At 47.1% G+C, this 19,655-nt stretch carries 16 protein-coding genes; 9 read left to right on the top strand and 7 right to left on the bottom strand.

Features of this window, described 5'->3' with window-relative positions:
- Positions 1-11: 11 nt before the first annotated feature.
- The gene (locus tag ACFS5N_RS17575; RefSeq protein WP_377188705.1) at positions 12-2,768 is read right to left on the bottom strand and encodes a carboxypeptidase-like regulatory domain-containing protein; all 2,757 of its coding nucleotides are present in this window, start codon (positions 2,766-2,768) and stop codon (positions 12-14) included.
- Between the two features lie 407 nt (positions 2,769-3,175).
- Here ACFS5N_RS17575 and pxpB point away from each other — a divergent pair, with 407 nt between their 5' ends.
- The 6 genes from pxpB to ACFS5N_RS17545 are packed head-to-tail and all read left to right on the top strand — an operon-like array spanning position 3,176 to position 9,800.
- Positions 3,176-3,904, top strand: a complete 729-nt coding sequence (pxpB, locus tag ACFS5N_RS17570) for a 5-oxoprolinase subunit PxpB (RefSeq protein WP_377188702.1) — start codon at positions 3,176-3,178, stop codon at positions 3,902-3,904.
- A gap of 1 nt (position 3,905) precedes the next feature.
- A complete protein-coding gene (locus ACFS5N_RS17565; protein WP_377188699.1) occupies positions 3,906-4,892 on the top strand; it encodes a 5-oxoprolinase subunit C family protein in 987 nt (328 codons plus the stop codon).
- 12 nt (positions 4,893-4,904) lie between these two features.
- A complete protein-coding gene (locus ACFS5N_RS17560) occupies positions 4,905-5,666 on the top strand; it encodes a LamB/YcsF family protein (RefSeq protein WP_377188696.1) in 762 nt (253 codons plus the stop codon).
- Positions 5,667-6,848, top strand: coding sequence for an NRAMP family divalent metal transporter (locus tag ACFS5N_RS17555; RefSeq protein WP_377188693.1), 1,182 nt, complete (start codon positions 5,667-5,669; stop codon positions 6,846-6,848).
- 10 nt (positions 6,849-6,858) lie between these two features.
- Positions 6,859-9,435 carry a M1 family aminopeptidase gene (locus ACFS5N_RS17550; protein WP_377188690.1) on the top strand — a complete coding sequence of 859 codons (2,577 nt, stop codon included), beginning with the start codon at positions 6,859-6,861 and terminating at the stop codon, positions 9,433-9,435.
- The gene (locus ACFS5N_RS17545) at positions 9,432-9,800 is read left to right on the top strand and encodes a VOC family protein (RefSeq protein ID WP_377188688.1); all 369 of its coding nucleotides are present in this window, start codon (positions 9,432-9,434) and stop codon (positions 9,798-9,800) included. The genes ACFS5N_RS17550 and ACFS5N_RS17545 overlap by 4 nt, the downstream gene beginning before the upstream one ends.
- A 183-nt stretch (positions 9,801-9,983) precedes the next feature.
- Here ACFS5N_RS17545 and ACFS5N_RS17540 read toward each other — a convergent pair whose 3' ends face one another.
- The 4 genes from ACFS5N_RS17540 to ACFS5N_RS17525 all read right to left on the bottom strand — a co-directional run bounded on the left by ACFS5N_RS17540 (position 9,984) and on the right by ACFS5N_RS17525 (position 13,516).
- The gene (locus ACFS5N_RS17540) at positions 9,984-10,292 is read right to left on the bottom strand and encodes a hypothetical protein (protein ID WP_377188685.1); all 309 of its coding nucleotides are present in this window, start codon (positions 10,290-10,292) and stop codon (positions 9,984-9,986) included.
- A gap of 105 nt (positions 10,293-10,397) precedes the next feature.
- Positions 10,398-12,050 (bottom strand): hypothetical protein, encoded by a 1,653-nt coding sequence (locus ACFS5N_RS17535; RefSeq protein ID WP_377188682.1) that lies wholly within the window; start codon positions 12,048-12,050, stop codon positions 10,398-10,400.
- 7 nt (positions 12,051-12,057) lie between these two features.
- On the bottom strand, positions 12,058-13,257 hold the full coding sequence (locus tag ACFS5N_RS17530; RefSeq protein ID WP_377188679.1) for a hypothetical protein: 1,200 nt from the start codon (positions 13,255-13,257) through the stop codon (positions 12,058-12,060).
- Positions 13,258-13,321: 64 nt separating this feature from the next.
- Positions 13,322-13,516, bottom strand: a complete 195-nt coding sequence (locus ACFS5N_RS17525; protein WP_377188676.1) for a hypothetical protein — start codon at positions 13,514-13,516, stop codon at positions 13,322-13,324.
- A gap of 378 nt (positions 13,517-13,894) precedes the next feature.
- Between ACFS5N_RS17525 and ACFS5N_RS17520 the strand changes: the two genes are divergently transcribed.
- Complete coding sequence (locus ACFS5N_RS17520; protein ID WP_377188673.1) at positions 13,895-14,200, top strand: hypothetical protein; 306 nt, start codon at positions 13,895-13,897, stop codon at positions 14,198-14,200.
- 38 nt (positions 14,201-14,238) lie between these two features.
- On the opposite strand, the gene ACFS5N_RS17515 is transcribed toward ACFS5N_RS17520, so the two are convergent.
- Positions 14,239-15,747 carry a lipase maturation factor family protein gene (locus ACFS5N_RS17515; RefSeq protein WP_377188670.1) on the bottom strand — a complete coding sequence of 503 codons (1,509 nt, stop codon included), beginning with the start codon at positions 15,745-15,747 and terminating at the stop codon, positions 14,239-14,241.
- Positions 15,748-15,876: 129 nt separating this feature from the next.
- Positions 15,877-16,035: a hypothetical protein gene (locus tag ACFS5N_RS17510; protein ID WP_377188667.1), complete on the bottom strand. Its 159-nt coding sequence runs from the start codon at positions 16,033-16,035 to the stop codon at positions 15,877-15,879.
- Between the two features lie 114 nt (positions 16,036-16,149).
- Here ACFS5N_RS17510 and ACFS5N_RS17505 point away from each other — a divergent pair, with 114 nt between their 5' ends.
- Together ACFS5N_RS17505 and ACFS5N_RS17500 are read left to right on the top strand one after the other, a co-directional pair.
- Positions 16,150-16,374 (top strand): hypothetical protein, encoded by a 225-nt coding sequence (locus ACFS5N_RS17505; RefSeq protein ID WP_377188664.1) that lies wholly within the window; start codon positions 16,150-16,152, stop codon positions 16,372-16,374.
- Positions 16,375-16,738: 364 nt separating this feature from the next.
- Positions 16,739-19,633 carry a glycoside hydrolase family 38 N-terminal domain-containing protein gene (locus ACFS5N_RS17500; RefSeq protein WP_377188661.1) on the top strand — a complete coding sequence of 965 codons (2,895 nt, stop codon included), beginning with the start codon at positions 16,739-16,741 and terminating at the stop codon, positions 19,631-19,633.
- Positions 19,634-19,655 lie beyond the last annotated feature (22 nt).

The raw sequence follows: 19,655 nt of genomic DNA, 5'->3' as shown, positions 1-19,655 counted from the left end.
AGGTTGGTTAGTTATTTGCCTGTACTTGCTTGCATTTCGTTTACGGTGTAGCGGTATACCTGCCGCCCCAACTGCCCGTCGGCGTTGATGCCTTCGATGGTTACCTTGTATCTGCCCGGTCCGTCGGCATTGAAAAAGCTGAACGTGGTTTTACCCGAGGCGTCGGTTTTAATGTAAGGGCTCCAGTAAACGGTGCTGCGCAGGTCGGGCAGTGTGAGGTTAGCATTCGGCGTATCATATTTTGGCGAATAAAACTCACGCACCTTGTTATATCCTTTAGGTGTAAAATTGACTACGCTAGGCGTATATGGCTTGCGCATATAATCGCGTTTGGTATAGATCAATATAGCCGGGCCCCCCAGATAAGCAATAGGCCCGGCGCCCGATCTGACAATGTCAACCTTAAATATCCCTTCGGGTTCAATGTAATCGTTGTCCATCATATCGCCAAGTTCATTAGTGGTTAATAAACGACCATCTACCATCACTCTTGCCGGGGCATAATGCGGCGTACCCACTGGTGGTTGATACAGCAAAAACGGGTAGCTGACAATTGTACCTACCGGCTTTACAATCATCCCGGGTACATGTGCCTGCAGGTAGATGCCGAAATTTGGATAATCGACACCTTCGGGCATTAAATAGCTAAAGCTGACGAATTCCTCGGGTATTTTGTAGCCCATTTGATCTTTATAGGGCGGCGGCACAGGTTTGCGGATGCGTATACGCACTTCTCTAAGCCGGTGCATTTTATCAAGCTGCCCTGATTTTTCATAAATATCGTCCTGTTGCTTAAGCGTGGTCATGTACGCTTTAAGGCTGTTGTTAATATTGGTGCTTAGCTCAGGCCAATTGGGGTTAGGGTTTATGGTTATGCGCGGCACGGTATCCATTGTGGTAATCACCTTGTCGCTTTTACCGTTACGGGCCTGTACCGTTATTTTCATGCTGTCGGTAATAAACAGTTTGTCAAACTTGAATCTGCCTGCGCTATCGGTCGTAGTCAGTTTGGTAACCCTTGCTCTTAACGAGGTTAGCATGACTGAGGCATTGGCCAGGGGTTTGTGGCCCAACGTACTTACTTTTCCAGATATAACACTCCCAAGGTTCTCAACCGCGAACTTAGGCTTAATGCTCACCGTCCCGGCCAAGTGTTTCCAGACGAAACGTCGATAGCCCTGTGTCAGCATTAGGTTATCCAGCGCTTTGTCAACCTCATCACCTTTTTGTGCAAAATAGTAATTAGGCTGCTCGACGTAACCTTTCAGGTCTGATGTCAGCAAGAGGCTGGAAAAAATAGTATACTCTCTGTTCTCCTCAACGGGTACCCGGCTTTCGTCAATCACCGCTACCGAAAAATTACCAACTGTTGGCAAACCCTTGCTGTTTTTGGCATTCACCGTAATTTGTATATGCTCTTTACTACTGTACGTAGCTTTGCCGGCTTTAATATCCAGCGCCATCTGGTCGTTACTGCGGATGAAAGCCAGGCGCTCATTTAGAGGCTCGCCTGCGCTGCTGAACAGTGTAAACTGGGTAATGCCGGTGGGGAAGGACTTTTTATCCAGCCACAGAGAAGTAATACGCTTCTCAATTTTTATGGGCGATGAAAACTCAATTTCGCCGTTGGTTTGCGAAATAAGGCTTACCGAAGATTGCAGCAAAGCTGCCGAAGCGTGTATTCTGACCAAAACGCTGTCTTTGTTAGGCTGGTAGACGCTGAGCACATAGCCTTGGTCTGCGGCAGGGGGAAGCGGGATGATTCTGGTGCTGCCATCGTCAAATGTAATGTGGGCGGTATAAGTTTTACCCTGTTGCGGAGTTAGGCTAAAACTGCCCATGCCGGCATGCAAGGTTTGTATTTTAGCTATTTCCTGGTGCTCGTTATCGGTAACACTGCCTCTAATGTTGATACCTGAACCGTCGATACTGACAGCTTTGAATGCAACGTGCGACGGAATTCCGTTTACCAGGTTGCCGCTTTCTGGAAAAACCTGCACATCGCTTTGCGAAAAGCCAAACTTAATAGAGAAATCGCGTATGGCCGGGTATTTGGCATTGGCACGCACAATAGTGTGTATATATGCTCCTGACGGATTTTTCCGCACATCCTCAGGAATAATGATTTTCAAACTGCCCAGGGCGTCGGTTTTGGCATTTTGCTGCCAAAAGACTTTATCTTTCTGCCTGATCTCGAACCGCACATCCTTTTCGCCGATGGCGCTGCCTGAATCGTTAGTATAATTCAAAAGGGCCGAGAGCTCAGGCTTGCCGTTATTGTTTCTGTAATTAAAATTGGCCTGTGCGATGATACTGCCGCCGGCATCGCCTACTAAAAAAGTATGGTCATAAAAATAATCATCGCCGGCATTGCGCATCCATTGGGTGTAGGCGCGAATTCGATAATTGCCTTGTTCAAAATCGTCGCCCAAAATAAAATCACCCATCACCATTCCCGAGGTTACGGGCAACTTAAGTTGTTGTAATAACGAGTCTCTCTCATTGATCAATTCTACATAAACTGCACCGCTCAGCTTTGAAAGCTGATGCCTCGCACCAATAGTCAAATAACCCTTAAACCAAATGGTATCGCCCAGGGCGTAATAGGGTTTGTCCATATGCAGGTAAACTTTTTCCTGCGGGATGCTGTCTGTCCAGCGCTGTAGGTTGGTTATGAGTTTATCCAGCGGAAGATCGTCCCGCGGGATAAAGGCTAAGAAAATAACACCAAATAACGCAGCGATAAAGGTTAGGGCAGAGGTTTTCATAGGTGATCAGGTTCAGCATACATTTCATTAAAGGGTATTAGGTGCTTTTTGATAGACTAGAAGGTTTATATAAAGGCTACTGGTTATTGACTACTAATTTAATGACTTAGATGTATTAAATAAAAGAGCATACTTATTAATAATGACTTTTAAGTCATTATTAATAAGTATGTGAATAAAGAATAGATGATTTATGCTACATGAAAAATGACTTATAAGTACTTTTAATATTTGCTAAACAATATAAAACGGAGCGATTTATGATTGTATATCAGTCGGTAAGGACTTGCACAGTTCGATCCACGACAAATGTAGATGGCTGACATATCGGTCTGTTATACATATATAAAGTAAAATCTATGGTTGATTATGCTTCATAAGCTCAAATCATTATAGTAGTTTTGAGCATGAGCGATACAGTATCGGAGCCAGTATTTTCTATTTACTATCTGAGCGAGCAAGCCCTGACGCTGGAGTTTGGAAATGACATAACACCGCGTTTGCTTAGTTCAGTAAGCGCTTTTAACCATTTATTGCAGCAAAAGCCATTTCCCGGTTTTAAAACTACTATTCCGGCTTATGCGACGCTTACTGTGCTCTTTGATCCGTTGATCGTAGCTAAAAGCGATCTGCGTGGTAAAAGCTGCTTTGAAAAGGTATCGGCTTATTTGCTTGGTTTGAATAGTGAAAAGCTTGCTAACGAAGAAACCACTGCTTCAAGAATCACTATCCCTGTTTGCTATGGCGGCGAGTTCGGTTCCGATTTACAGGAGCTTGCCAGTTTGTTAAAAATGGATACTGCGGAGTTGGTGAAGCTGCACAGCGAAGCCGTTTACCAGGTTTACATGATAGGCTTTGTACCCGGTTTTGCCTATTTAGGTGGCATGGATAAGCGATTGGAATCGCCCCGCAAAACTACCCCACGTAAAAGTGTGCCCGCAGGCTCGGTAGGTATCGCCGGTATGCAAACCGGCATTTATCCGTTGCAAACACCGGGTGGTTGGCAACTCATAGGGCGTACGCCTTTGCAGTTGTTTGATGTAAAGCGCGCGCAACCATCACTTTTAAAAGCGGGCGACGAAGTAGTTTTCAAGCCGATAACCGAAGCAGAATTTAGTCAACTCATTACCGGCTGATATGGAGATCAAGATCATAAAACCTGGTTTGTTGAGCACCGTGCAGGATCTGGGCCGTCGCGGTTACCTGTCGCAGGCCGTACCGGTGTCTGGAGGGATGGACACACTGTCGGCCCGCATAGCCAATATAGTTATAGGGAATGATGATCAGGCCGCGGTGATTGAATTTACCTATGCCGATGCCGAATTTAAAGCCGAAGCCGATTTGCTGATCGCCTACGCAGGTGACGGCACAGTTTTGATGGCCGGTGATCAAATATTACCTGCCGAACGCCCGCTATTCATCCCGCAAGGAAAAAATATACGGCTCCATAACAATCCCCAGGGCAGCCGTACTTATCTGGCTGTTGCCGGAGGTTTTGACGTACCTGAGGTTTTGGGTAGCAAAAGCACGTTTGTTACCGCAGCGTTTGGCGGCCTCGATGGCCGGGCTTTAAAAGCCGGCGATGTGCTTCCAAGCGCTAAGCCATCTGCCGGTGCTCAAAAACTATTGGATAAGTTGGCGGGTGATGAAATTAACTATACCCGGTGGAGTGCGCCGCGGTCATTACTATTACCCGGCGACAGAAAAAATATCCGCGTAGTGCCTGCCCATGAGTTTAATTGGTTTGATAGCAAAGCCATCGTCGACTTTTTAAGCGCGCCTTTTAAAATCGGCAAACAAAGTAACCGCATGGGGTATCACCTGGAAGGGGCGGCTTTGAGCCGTTTACGAAAAGATGAATTGCTAAGTACCGCGGTAATGCCCGGCACTATACAGGTAACCGGTAGTGGCAGCATGATTTTGTTAATGGCCGATTGCCAGACTACCGGCGGCTACCCTCGAATAGCACAGGTTGCAGCCGTCGACCTGCCCCTTTGCGCTCAACTAAAACCCGGCGACACTATTTATTTTAAAGAGATAACCCGAGATGAAGCAGAAATGCTGTATCTTGAACGTGAACAGCAATTGCGACAACTGCGCATGGCTGTTCAGTATAAATTTTGACAATCTACACAAATGCAAAGCATTGATTTGAATTGCGACATGGGCGAGGCTTTTGGCAATTACCCCATGCCTAATGATGATATTTTGATGGACCACATTACCTCGGCCAATATTGCCTGCGGCTATCACGCCGGCGATCCGGAGGTGATGCAGCACACCGTGGCCATGGCCATTAAAAAAGGCGTCGCTATCGGTGCGCATCCCGGTCTGCCCGATTTGCAAGGCTTTGGCCGCCGTGAAATGAAGATAACTGCAAACGAGGCTTATCAAATGACATTGTATCAAATAGGCGCATTGTACGCTTTTGTAAAAGCCGCCGGTGGCAAGCTGCACCATGTGAAGCCTCATGGCGCATTATACAACATGGCCGCAAAAGACGCCGCCTTAGCGCAAGCCATTGTGCAGGCTGTACATGATTTTGATGCTTCGCTGATACTGTATGCACTGGCCGGCAGCCGGATGATTGAAGCCGCGAAGAAATCCGGACTAAAAACCGCATCTGAGGTATTTGCCGACCGCACCTACCAGGACGATGGCTCGCTCACCCCGCGCAGCCAGATTAACGCCATGATCACCGATGAGCAGCAAAGCGTAGCGCAGGTGTTATTGATGGTGAAACAGCAGCAGGTTATTTCCGTAAACAATAATCACATCCAGCTTAAGGCCGAAACCCTTTGTCTGCATGGCGATGGCGTACACGCGGTTGAGTTTGCCAGAATGATTAATCAAAAATTAAAAAGCGAAGGCATTACCGTTAAAGCGCCTGCCCTGTAAATGGAGAAAAAATACAACCGGAGCGTTTTACTGGGTGCGGCTTTTTTGATGGCCTCGTCGGCCATAGGGCCTGGATTTTTAACACAAACGGCTGTGTTTACCGCGCAGTTAGGCGCCAGCTTTGGTTTTGTCATCCTGCTTTCGGTGGTGCTGGACGCCATCGCGCAGCTTAACATCTGGCGCATTATTACCGTTGCCGACAAACCGGCACAGGACATTGCCAACATGGTTTTCCCTGGCCTTGGCTATTTTATCTCGTTTTTGGTTTTCCTCGGCGGCATGGCTTTTAATATTGGCAACATTGCAGGGGCGGGGCTGGGTTTAAATGTATTGTTGGGTGTGAGCGTTCAGCAAGGTGCTATCATCAGCGCTATACTGGCCATCGGCATATTTATTTATAAAGAAGCCGGCAAGGCGATGGATCTTTTTGCCAAATGCATGGGCCTGTTCAAAATTTGCCTGGCGCTGTTTGTGGCCTACATCAGCAAACCACCGCTGGCCGAAGCGGCCGTGCGAGCCGTCGCGCCAACGCAGTTTAGCTTTGCCGCAGTGCTCACTATTGTGGGCGGAACGGTTGGCGGCTATATCACCTTTGCCGGTGCGCACAGGCTGCTCGATGCAGGGCAAACCGGTCAGCAGCATTTAAAGCAAACTAACCGGGGTGCCTTAAGCGCTATCGGGTTGGCCTCGTTGATGCGTTTATTGTTATTTATCGCCGCCCTGGGCGTCATCTCGGCAGGCGGAAAATTAGACCCTAATAATCCCGCTGCCTCGGTATTTCAATTAGCAGTTGGCCAGTGGGGCTACAAAATATTCGGGTTAATTATGTGGGCTGCGGGCGTATCGTCGGTGGTGGGTTCGGCTTATACTTCGGTATCGTTCATCAAGAGTTTCCATCCTAAAATCATGAAGCTAAATCGCGAGATCATCATTTGCTTCATTATTATATCGTGTATTATTTTTGAAATTATAGGTAAACCTGTTAAAACGCTGATAACCGTAGGCGCCATTAACGGATTGATTTTACCCATAGCGCTAAGCGTGATGCTGGTAGCTGCTTATCGCACCAAAATTATAGCAAATTACAAACAGCCGCTGTGGCTAACGGCGCTGGGCGCCGCCGTAATAGGAGTAATGACCTGGATGAGCTGCGGCGCCATTATCCAGATGTTTGGCCATTAATATTTTTTAGATGAAGTTATTTTACAAATTAACCTTACTGGCCCTGGGCCTGAATACCGTTGTTGTCGCGCAGCAAAAACCTGTTGCAATTGAACCGGGTGTATCTTTGCAGTTAGCTACCTATCGGCATTCAGTTATTAGTAATATTACTTATTCGGTAGGTTTTCACATACCTAAAAAGCGCAATGATAAGATTCTCGGTAGTTTGCTTTTACAATTTGATCTGAAAGATGTAAGCGAGCCTTTGCAAATAGATTTTAAACAGGCTGCAGATCATATCCAAACGGTTAGAGCAGGTGGCGATCGTGCCATTGATTTTAAGGTAGAGAAAGAGCATATTGTTATAGCCGCTGAATATTTGAAAAAAGGGCATAATGATTTTACGATATATTTCACCGCAGGTAATGAATCGCTTAATCGTAATGATGACTTTTTGTATGCACTTTTCGTTCCTGACCGTGCTCGTACGGTGTTCCCATGTTTTGATCAGCCCGATCTGAAAGCGGTGTTTACTTTAACCTTAGAAGTTCCGCAAGGGTGGAAGGTTTTGGCAAACGCTACTATAAAAGATTCGTTGAAAAGAGATAAAATCAATACTTATTTCTTTAATGCAACTGATAAACTACCCACCTATCTTTTCTCATTCACAGCCGGCAAATATACCGATGTTAAGCAATCTGTTGGCGAGGGGCGTACAGCCGAGTTGCTTTACCGCGAAACTGATCCCAATAAGATAAAACTCAGTGTCGACTCGATATTTAAAGCCCATGCCGATGCTATTGCTTTCCTGGAAAAATGGACCGGCATAGCGTTCCCTTTCCAAAAGGTAGGTTTTGTAGCGATACCTGATTTTCAGTTTGGCGGGATGGAACACCCCGGTGAGGTGCAGTATAAAGCCAATGCTTTGTTTCTGGATGATGGGGCGACAAAGGATCAATTTATCTCGCGCGCCAATGTGATCTCGCACGAAACCGCCCACATGTGGTTTGGCGACATGGTAACCATGCGCTGGTTCAATGATGTGTGGATGAAGGAGGTGTTCGCCAATTTTATGGCCGATAAGGTAGCTGAGAAACTACAGGGCGCCGAGGCTTTTAACCAGAAATTTTTGCAGGATCATTATCCGGCGGCTTACGGCGTCGACCGCACGGCAGGGGCTAACCCTATACGCCAGCAATTGGATAATTTACAGGATGCCGGTTCGCTTTACGGTAATATCATCTACCATAAAGCTCCCATTATGATGCGCCAGCTGGAAAAGCTGATGGGTAAAGATAACTTCCAGAAGGGCGTGCGCGAATACCTAAAAACCTACGCCTACGGCAATGCCACCTGGAACGATATGATTGCCATACTGAGTAAATACAGCAAAGCCGACTTGTACACCTGGAACAAAGTTTGGGTAAATCAACCCGGCCGGCCGGTGTTTGATTACTCGGTGAAATACGCTGCTGGCAAGATCAGTAGTTTTACGCTATCGCAGCACCCCGAAAGCGGGGCAGCACGCCTATGGCCGCAGGTGTTTACGATAAAACTGCATTACCCAAGTTACGATAAGGTGATTGCCGTAAATATGGATAAGCAACAAATCAGCATCGCGGCAGCAAAAGGTTTGACTAAGCCGCAGTATATTTTATTTAATGCCGATGGTATGGGTTACGGTTTGTTCCCGACGGATAAAAATATAGCTGATGGGTTGTTTACGATGAAAAGTCCGCTTGAACGGGCATCGGCCTATATTATTGCTTATGAGGATATGCTGGCCGGGCGTTCATTTAAACCTGCGGAGTTAATGACGTTGTTGGAGAAAGGTTTGACGGTGGAGAAAGATGAAATGAACCTGCGCCTTATTAATGGCTACATTTCAGGTATCTACTGGGGATTTGTAAAGGCTGATGATCGCCCTAAATATACGGCGGGTTTAGAGCAACTGCTGTGGTCGGCCATGGAGCAGCAAACAGCCGCTAATAACAAAAAAATATTATTTAAAACCTACCAGGATATTTACCTGAGCCATGGCGCCCAAAGCCGCATTTACCAGATCTGGAAAACGCAGCAAGCCCCGGCGGGTATTAAGCTTACAGAGGATGATTATACCAGCCTGGCGCTTTCAATTGCTTTAAAAAGCGATACCGCAACTAGTGTCATCAAACAACAGCAGGACCGTGTCACCAACGTCGACCGTAAAAACAGGCTTGCCTTCCTGATGCCGGCCTTGTCTTTGGATGTTAAGGAACGCGATGCTTTTTTTGCCAGTCTGGGCGACCGTAAAAATCGTGCAAAAGAGGCCTGGGTTACGGTAGCACTGGCCTACCTGAACCATCCGTTAAGACAAAGCACCTCGATTAAGTATCTGCCTAAAAGCCTTGATCTGGTCGAAGAAATACAACGTACGGGCGACGTGTTCTTCCCGCAATCGTGGCTGGCTGCGGTTTTTGGCAGCTACCAGAGCAAGGCGGCCTGGCAGGTAGTAGCTGATTTCCTGAAAGCGCATCCAAACTATAATCCGAAGCTTAAGGATAAGATATTGCAGGCGACGGATAACCTGTATCGTGCGCAAACTATTTTAAAAACAAATAACAAATGAAACCAGCATTTAGCCAATTGATTATTTTTTGCAGGGATGTTAACACTCTCGCCTGTTTCTACACGCAAAAACTGGGTTTAGAAGTTGTTGGGCAAATTCACCCTGAGTGGACGGTACTTAAAGCGGGTGATGTGGAAATTGGCTTGCATAAAATTGACAACGCCGATCACACAGATCGGCCCTCAGCTAAAAACATGAAAATGGTATTTCGCTTGTCTGGGGATATCAGCCAAATTCGGCAAAAACTGATTGATCAGGGTGTCAAAATGCGCGAGGTAAAAGATTTTTCATCGGTGCCGTATTTCATCTGCGACGGCGAAGATCCCGAAGGCAACGTCTTTCAGCTAACTGTTATCAACACTTAGTTTATTTTACACCGTTATGTGTTGTTATCAGCAGTATCAATAACGATTAGTAGGTTGTTGGTGACAACACAACAACGGCACAACCTGGCTGTCATGCTGAGCCAGTCGAAGCATGGTGTGTAAAGGCCGACGTTCGCCCTTCGACGAGCTCAGGGTGACGCCTTCCCTTTAATATCGTATAATTTATTTCTTCCGAACCGCCGGCAAAATCAAAAACTTTACAACGCAATGCGCCACTAAGGACAGCGCCGCCGTAGCCACCAAAATCATAGCCAGTTTGGTTGGTGTATTAAAGTAATCGAGAAATTGTGACTGCCCCTTGCCGGTATACAATATCGCCAGTAAAAAAATAATTACGCCGGTTACCCATAAGGTAAGGTGCGAATAAAAGTAGCGCCGGCTACCAAACTGCGGACCGGTAAAGGACGCGATGAGAAAGCCAACATGGGCAATAAAAAAGGCCACAGCCGCCAGGATCAATAAATAAAACATAGGGTCAGAAATGTATTGTGAGCTATCAGCTTATGCTTAACCGGGGGATAGTAATACGTTTTTGACAGCTTTAATGTTGCGGCGATATTGACCTGTCTCCTTAAATTATTTCACATCGGCGTCAAAGGCGCTATTGATGATCTGCCCGTTGCGTTTTGCCTGTACCCATATGCGGTATTTACCCGGTTGTGGGAAAGTATACGGAAAACTGATTTGGTGCTGCATGCCGTTCATATCAGCCGTTGACATGGCAGGAATACCAGCCATGAGTAGTTTGTTGCGGTCGGCTTCAGGCATGGCGTTGAGACGGGCCACAAACCGGTCTATGCTGTCGGCAAATTCTTTGGGTTGGGGCAGGTATTTATCCAGTGGCTCATGAAAAGCTATCCGGTCGAGCAGTGCCTTTTGCGAGCCCATAGAATAGCTGCCGGCCGGGTGCAGGTGGATATACACGCTGCCATCATCCTTCAAAATAACAGCGTGGGCCAACATACCCATATAAGGTTCTAATTGCGCCGGACGGCCGTTTGGATCGAGTATCTCAAAGTTTAACTGTGTAAGCTCATTGGCTTTTAGCTGCACTCCCGGTCTTTGCATCCAGATGGCGGTCGAGCCGTCGGCCAGTTTGGTGGCTACACCGGGAAGGCCGCAAGTAGCCGCTCCGCTAAGTGTGGGTGCATTGTTGTTTACCGGATTGGTGATGTAAAAGGTGTCATCAGCATCAGAGGCAGCACTGCTATTGTTTAAACCTACGTTGTGGAAGATGTGGTTTTTAATATCCACCGTGTCTACAATCGTTTCGGCAAAACCGCTCAAACGAGTAATATCGGCATACACCCAATACTTGCCGGGCGGCAGGTTGGGCATCTTAGCCTCAAAGGTTACCGAGTCTATACGACGGGGGTGAAGGTGCGCAAAAACTTCCAGATCGTTAGCCTTGATCAAAAAAAGGTGCATCAGCTTGCCGTGATCGGGGATCAGGTAGCTCATTTTGCGGGTAATGTTCATCCGCTTAACCCGGCCCATATTGTTAAGCTCGTTGGTGTCTATCGTAAACCTGAGTGTACCCGTTTCAGCATCAACAGTGGTTGTAGCTTGCAAGGGACGATACAGGAATTCATTGTATTTATTGGCAGCCGCATTCCACCAGGCGCGGCCTCCCCATAAAATTAACAGTAAGATCACCAGCGCACTAGCGCCGCCAATTACCTTACGGCGGCGGATGCTTTTTGTTAGCCGGGCGCCGGGTTCCAACTGGCTGTCGCCCACACTTGAGCCTATAATGGTAACCATGAGTATTACCAGGAAAGCGGCCATGGCCAGCAAACCCCAGCCCAAGCCCGCAGGCATTGTCTTTTTAGCTGTGGATATGGCCATTACGGGTACCAACACGGTGCCTGTGCCTTTAGGGCCATTAATAGTGATATCAATGCTTGAGGCACCAATGTTCATGAACCAGATCTTGACATCAAAGCGGCCGGGTTGGTTTTCGGCAGGCAGGGCGATGTCTGCTTTTGGGGTGCCGTCGGTGCCTGCCGCCCAGTAAACCGGTTTGGCGCTCACGGTGATACCTTTGGTCGACTCTTCCAGAAAGACGCTAACCTGTGCAGTTCCGGGAATAACATCGGGCGGGGTAATGCTGACGATTACCTTGTACCTACCGGCATTGCCTTCAAACGTTACACCGGGGCTGCCCACGTGTGCAAAGCAGTTGCAGGTTATCAAAAGCAGGGTCAGGCAAAATATAAGTCTCTTCATCAGGGGCTCAACGTTTAACTGATTTCATCCAGCGGCCCCAGGCCAAACCCAACCAGGCTGATGCCAGCGCAAATAGCATCGCGATAGCTAAACCTTTGATAAGCGCAGCGCCTGTATCAACGTTCCAGGGTGCGAGGGCAAAACGGTATTGATAATTAGGGTCGAGACCAAAATACCAGGAGTTTGTACCAAAGAACCAGTTTCTGGCATATGGCGATGCCAGAAAACTGCCAAATGGCCATTGTACCGCTAATAACACCAGTGTAAAGGCTGCGCCTAAAGCTAGTGCTTTCAAAACAGGTGCGGCATTTAACCTGTTGTTAATTATATCAATAGCCATAGCCGGGAAGATCAGCAACAGGGGGAAATGGAAGTTTTGATAATGGGTGAAATGATTATAAACGGGCCCAAGTTTTGGTTCGGCATGGAAAAGCGGTAATATCCAAACCAGGGCCGCCATAACCATCATATAAATGGCAGCCATACGGGTAGCGCCCCATTTACTGGTTGATGCCCTCGATATGGCCACTAAAAATAAAGGGAATAAACCCGATGCTACCTGGTAAAATAACACCTTATGCATATCATGCCTGATCAGGTATTCTGAAGCGATGGTATACAGCATCACCAGTAAAAAGCCTGACGACAACATAAAGCAAACAGCCAGCGCTTTAGGCGAATATTTGGAGGCCGATCCCTCACGGTTTTGCAGGGCCATAACACTTACCATGGCGCCAAATTGAATATTGATCATCCCCAGTAACAACACGGTATGCGGTGGCGAAAGTATTTGTACATCAAGCCCAAAGGTGTTATGCCACCAGTCGTCGAACGGGGCAGAGGTTATCATGGTAAAGGCGCCCCAGATGCAAAACAAGGCGCCCAGTGAGCCATAAAAGATCTTCCAGAACCGGATGGATTGCTCACGCTCGGCTTGCTTGCCTGCGAACGTAAGTTTAAGTACATAATAGCCCGAAAACAGTCCGGAGGTAACGGCGCCCAGGTAGGTAACCATGTGCGGCGGCGCAAACAGGCCATCGCGGCCAATGCTCATGTGCCAGGAGATATCCCATATCAGCCCTATGACGATGCAAAACGAGGAAAACACAACGGCATATACATATACCGGCAGCGCACCTGTATGTGCGGTGGCGCGGGTATTACTTTTAGTTTTGGCCTCCGTTTGGCTTAAGGCAATAGTGCTCATTATCCTGGCTTTCTCAATCAATGGATTGCAAGATACGCCAAAATATTAAACATAAAAAGGGTACCTAAAACCCGGGGCCCGGCTGCGGGTTGGGCGTTTCGTTAGGTTGGGCGGGCGTTTGCGGTAGCTCCTGCGGCACGTCGGGCACCTCGCGTTGAGGGATGTCCGGATTGCGCGGATCGTGGGGTTGCTCAATCTCCGGGCGCTTTGGGTCTACCGGGTTTTCTTCGGGCTCGTTGGGGAATGTTTCCTTTTTCATAGTATAAGAACAAGGCTTAAACCCCTTTGATTGTTTTGTTAAATACCAGATTGGCAACGCGTACTGTTTCACTTAAAATATGAAACACTTTGAAACACTATTTAGGGTTAAGTTATTGATAATAAATGAATTGATAAAAACGGGTGAAACACTTTGAAACAGTACCAATACTTTAGTTACCTGTTATATACTATTGTTTATCAGTAGCTTAAATGATTTTTTAAATTTTGATAAAAAAGCAGTGAAACACTTTTTTTGAAACACCTAAATTTAACGTACCGATGCCAAATGCGTAGTGCAAACCAAAACTGAGATTAAGATTATCAACAATCACAAACTAAAACAGCTGCCTAATGTTAAACCTAAAAACATACAACTATGAAAAAGCAATTAAAAAAAGAAATATTAAAGCACAACCCCTTTAAAAAACACCATAATAACACGGCGCTTATAGCCCTGGGCGTGGCCGGTGCAGCAGCAGCTGGTGCTATTGCTTATTTTTATTTCACCGACAACGGTAACGACGCCCGCAATAAAGCTGCCGATTCATTGAGTGAAGCAATCGACAAGCTGAGCCATAACATTAAAGATGAGTTTAAAAGTTTGGTATCGGCGTTTATCAGCGATAAAACAGGGGTTGCCAAACACACGGTGAAAGCTGTTGCTGATCACGTTAGCGAGTAACAGTTTAAAGGCAGAGGCGCAATATTTTGCGTCTCCGGTTATTTTATCCAGCCTTCATACCGAAGAAATTTGGTGAGCCGGACGTCGTTTACAGACAGCACCGGCATCCATAAACCCAGCAATTCGCGGTTCCAATACAGGTGCTGCGGGTTGCCGGGTTTGGCAAATTTGTATTTGTAAATACTGGCCCTGATGTAGCGCGGGGCTTTGCCGTTAAATGGGTCGCCGGCGAAAAGACTCAGCGCCAGGGCATCATGATGCAGCAGCTTCCACACTAAATTATAGGTCCAGGGATATTGCTCAGCCGTACCCATGCCGGCAAACCACATCTGCCAGTCGAGCCGTAGTTGGTAAGGGGCTACCTGGGGTGGGCGTTTATCAAGTTCAACCGGTAAGCCTTTATACAAATATGGTTTCCAATTAGCCTTATTGCCGGTAGTATCATCCATAGTTCCTTCAAAAATTACGTTGTAACGTTCCTGTCCCACGCTGCCGAATGCGCCGTAGGTATTCACCAGTTCAAAAGGCTCAAACGAGCGGTTCATGGCCTGGTTAGGGGACAGGATATTGTAAAGCGGCTGTAAACTTAAAATGCCGACAATGCCGGTTATTACCCAGGCTGTTACCACCATCGGTTTTGACTCTTCGGCCTGTTCTTCGGCGGCCCGTGCTTTTACAGTTAGTTTTTTAGGGAGTATTTTCGTCCAAAAGCCATCGTCAAAACACGCTAAGGCGGGTACAATGGTAAGCCAGTTTAAAAAAGACAGGTTACCGCTTACAATGATAAATACCTGCAAAGCGATGATGATTACACCGGCGATGTGCCGCCCAACTCTCGGCCAAAAAACAAAAAACGGAGCCACCAGTTCGGCCAGCCAGTTAAACCATACCCCCATTTTCAGCATCAGTCTCGGTAAAAAATGAAACCATCGCGTTAGCGGACCGGGAATAGGTTGCGTCTCAAAATAATAATAAAGCGCAGTAGCATTACGCCAAACCTTATCGCCCCGAAACTTGATCATACCTGCGCCCACCATAATGCGCCAGGTAAGCCAGCGAAACAATATGATAATGGCCAGTGGCATTGGTCGCTTGGGGAAAGGCCGCATATCAATCAGCGGGCACATGAATATCGCCAGAAAACCTGTTTCGGTTAACTGAATTTCCCATCCATAGCCATACCATTCTTGCCCGGCATGTACTATCGACAGATATAAAGCCCACAACACCGCCATTAAAGGAGCATTGGCATACCCTGCCATCACTATCAATGATAGAATTAACCCTAACCACGATACGGTAAGCAAAGCCGTATCGGTGTGCCAAAACCAAAACAACGACGGTAGCTTGAAAAAACCGGCGCTGACAGAGCCATAACTGGCGCTTATCAGATCAAAAAAATCGCCCACCGGCAATAAGCCATGCGACCCAATTAACGGCACCAATTGGTTAACCGCTACCAGAAAAGCTACGGCGTATACCGCACCCAGCAAGCGCAATAATACAAAGCGCGTGAGCCAGTAGGTGGGAGCGGTATTTTGCGTCATGGTGCGAATAAGATGTTAACTAAGAACTATCGTCATGCCGAACTTGTTTCGGCATCCCACGCGCTAAGTTGACGCGTTACTATTATGATGGGATGCTGAAACAAGTTCAGCATGACAGGATTTGATGACTTACCGCGCCGGTTTCTCACCGCCGTGCTCCCGGTTTTTCAATTCGGCAGCTACGCTGCTTTCCATGGTCGAAGCGCTTTTAGCTTTTTTTTGAATGCGTTGTTCTCTGTTGGTGCCGGTCTTTGACGGACTGCCTGGTGCTTGTTTTCTGTTTTCCATAACAGATCAATTTTGGTTATTAAAAACGGCACAAATAGCCTGCCAGTTAACAGCTGCACCGCCTTGAAGGTTTGGCTGTCTTTTTGCTGATATATCTAACTAATTGAACAACCTATGGCAAAAAGAGAAAACGTAAGTACTTTTCCGCGCAAAGGCAAGCCCTCAGGCAGCGAAAAAGATCTGGATAACCTTAACGACATCAATGATGGCATTGACGAGGTAAGTAATGAAGATATAGATATAGAGCAGGCCGAGTTAAGGCACACCAACCGCCATCTGCATAAAGGCGAAGATGTTGCCCGCTTTACCGACCGCGATGATGACGCGGACGAGGAGTAAGTGAAAATTTAAATAATTTGTCATCCTGAGCGATAGCGAAGGATCTTATGCGTCTTACTCATCGCTTAAATAAGATCTTTCGCTATGCTTTTGGTCCTCGCAGGTCTCCTGAAAGGGACCCTGAGAAGTAGGGCATAGCAGCGCAGGGTCCTCTCGAGAGACCCAGCGGTGACAGAAAGTGAAAATTTAAATAATTTGTCATCCTGAGCAAAGCGAAGGATGACAAGCGTTAAAATCATACTTAAATTAATATGTACATATGTGCATACATTTCATAGAATTGTTTTAATTTTATCTGCAGATAACCTGTTAAAACAACCGGCTAACTTTGCCGGCCCAATTATTTGACTGATAAAAACTAACTATGAGAAAGCTTTCTGCTTTAGTGTTGGTAGCCGTGTGTACCATTATGGCCGCTTATGCACAAGAACCTGCTAAACATTTTACCGGTATCACGCTGCAACCCACAGTGGCCTATTTAAAAACACCTGGGGGTGCCAAGCGTATGGCCCGGCTGGTATTCACCGATGGTAAAAACTTTGGCGAAGCAGAAGCTGATATAAAGTTTAACGGCCAAACAGTACATTATAAAATTGCGGCCAGCAAAGAGGGTATTGGCGCTTTTGAAGTTGCCTTGCCGGGCGCACCGGTAACTACCGTTACCGAGGCTGCTATTACGCTAAAGGCCGACGATAAAACCTACACCGCCAAAGCTGCGGTAAAACCTTGCCGGTCCGATTGGAAGGTTTATGTGCTGCCGCACTCGCATGTGGATATTGGTTATACCAATGTGCAGGAAAAAGTGCTGAAACTGCACATGGATAATATTGACGAGTCGATTGAGCTGGCGAAGAAAACCGTTAACTATCCTAAAGAGGCTCAATTTAAATGGACGACAGAGGCTATGTGGGTGGTAGACAACTACCTGAAGCGCGCCGACGCTGCCAAACGCCAGCGCTTTTGGAACGCGGTGAAGAAAGGCTGGATAAGCCTGGATGGTGCTTATGGCAATACCAATACCAGTATGACCGATTCGCGGCAACTGATGGTGATGTTTGCTAAATCGCAGCAGCTGGCTAAGGCTCACGGTTTAAATATCAATACTATGTTTCAGGGCGATGTGCCGGGCGCCTCATGGGGGCTGTCGGCACAGGTGGCGCAAACTAATATTAAATATTTCCTGTCGGGGCCAAACGCGTCCGACCGTATTGGCTTTTTAGCCAAATGGCAGGATAAACCATTTTACTGGGTGTCGCCATCGGGTAAGGAGCAATTGCTGTTCTGGCAGTGCCAGCCGTATTCTATCGGCTATGCTTTAAAGGGTTCTAAAATTCCGAACTTTTTTAGTGTGGAAGATCCGAAGCCATTCTACACCGGCCATCCTTCTGAAAATTTCCTGAACCCGCATTTGTTTGGCTACCTGGATGGACTGGAAAAAGATAATTTCCCGTATAATATGACGATCCTTACCTGGGCCATGAGTGATAACGCACCGATTGACCCCGAACTGCCGGATGCGGTAAAAACATGGAACGAAAAATTTGCATCGCCAAAACTCGTCATCACCTCAACCAAACAGTTTTTTACCGATTTTGAAAACGCATACCGCGACAAGATCCCGTATATAAAAGGCGACTACACCGAATACTGGACGGACGGCGTGGCCTCGGCAGCCAAAGAAACAGCTATGGCCCGCGAAACATCTGACAGATTAAAACAGGCCGAAGCTATTTGGGCCATTCGCAATCAAAAATATTATCCGGTAGAAGCAGTGGACGATGTGTGGACCAACCTTTTGCTGTATAACGAGCATACCTGGGGCGCCTACAACAGCACCAGCGAACCCGAAAACGCTAAAGTATTAAGCGAGTGGGCGGTAAAGCGTAACTATGCCCTTCACGCCAAAGGCCTGACCGATACCATAACCAGAGTTGCCCTTTCGGCAATCAATATCAAAACCAGGGCCAATGCTGTAAACGTCTACAACACGTTGTCGTGGCCACGTACCGATGTGGTTTATATTGCTGCGGATTTGAGTAAAGCGGGCGACCTGGTTAAAGATGCAGCGGGTAAGGCAGTGCCGTCGCAACGGTTAAGCACCGGCGAATTGGCTTTTGTAGCAAACGGCGTTCCGGCTTTTGGCAAAAAAACCTATACTATTACCGCCGGAAAGGCGCTATCGGGCGGATTAGCCAAAATATCACAAAGTGGTTTAAGCAATGGCGTTTATTCGATTAAGGTTGATAGGCGAACCGGCGATATCGATAGGATAACAAAAATACAAAACGGCAAGGAGTTGATCTTGGTTGACTCGGCGGGCTTCAATAAATACACCTACATGCCCGGCGACTCGCTGCAAAAAATAGAAACCACATCGGGCGTGTCCCTCAATATCAAAGAAAACGGTCCGCTGGTAGTAAGTTTACTGGTGACCTCAAAAGCGCCGGGCGCCAATGGCCTTACCCGCGAAATTCGCCTGGTAAGCGGACTGGATAAAGTAGAGTTGATCAATACCATCGACAAACGCGCTATCCGCAGAAAAGAAAGCGTGCATTTTGAGTTTCCTTTCCAGGTGCCGGGCGCGCAGGTGCGTTACAGTATACCATGGGGTAGTGTGGAGGCCGAAAAGCAGCAATTGCAATATGCTAACCGCAACTGGTATACCATGCAGCGCTGGGTTGATGTATCAAACGCGTCGTTCGGCATAACCTGGTCGAGCCCGGATGCACCGCTGTTTGAGATTGGTAAGATAACCGTTGCCGATCTGCTGGGAGGTTTGCACCACGCCCCGCAATGGCTATCGTATACCCCGCAATCGTCAAAAATATATTCATGGGTGATGAATAACCTGTGGCATACCAATTTCCGCGTAGAGCAGGAGGAAGGACCGGCGACGTTCCGTTATATTTTCAGTGCGCATTCATCAGCCTTTAACAACTTTAAAACAGAGCAAACCGGACAGGAAAATCATCAGCCGCTCATTGCCGCCCCTGCCACAGCCGATGCAGGCAAGCTATTCTTCAAGCTTAGCGGCGCTAACGTTTATGCAGAAGCCATTAAACCTGCCGATGACGGCAAAGGCATAGTTGTGCAATTAGTAAACAGCGGGGATACAGACTCTCGCGTAAGTATTACGCCGCAAGCCGTACCGGCTGTGAAGATCTGGAACAGTAACTTAATGGAGGATAAGAAAGCCGAACTGCCCGGTAATTTCGTTATACCGGCGAAGGGAGTGATGACTGTAAGAGTGGAGAAGTAAATATACCATTTTTAAAAAATAG

Source organism: Mucilaginibacter ximonensis, from assembly GCF_042686265.1.
Taxonomy (GTDB): domain Bacteria; phylum Bacteroidota; class Bacteroidia; order Sphingobacteriales; family Sphingobacteriaceae; genus Mucilaginibacter; species Mucilaginibacter ximonensis.
Note: the sequence above shows the minus strand (reverse complement) of the source record. Positions and strands in the feature narration are given on the sequence as shown.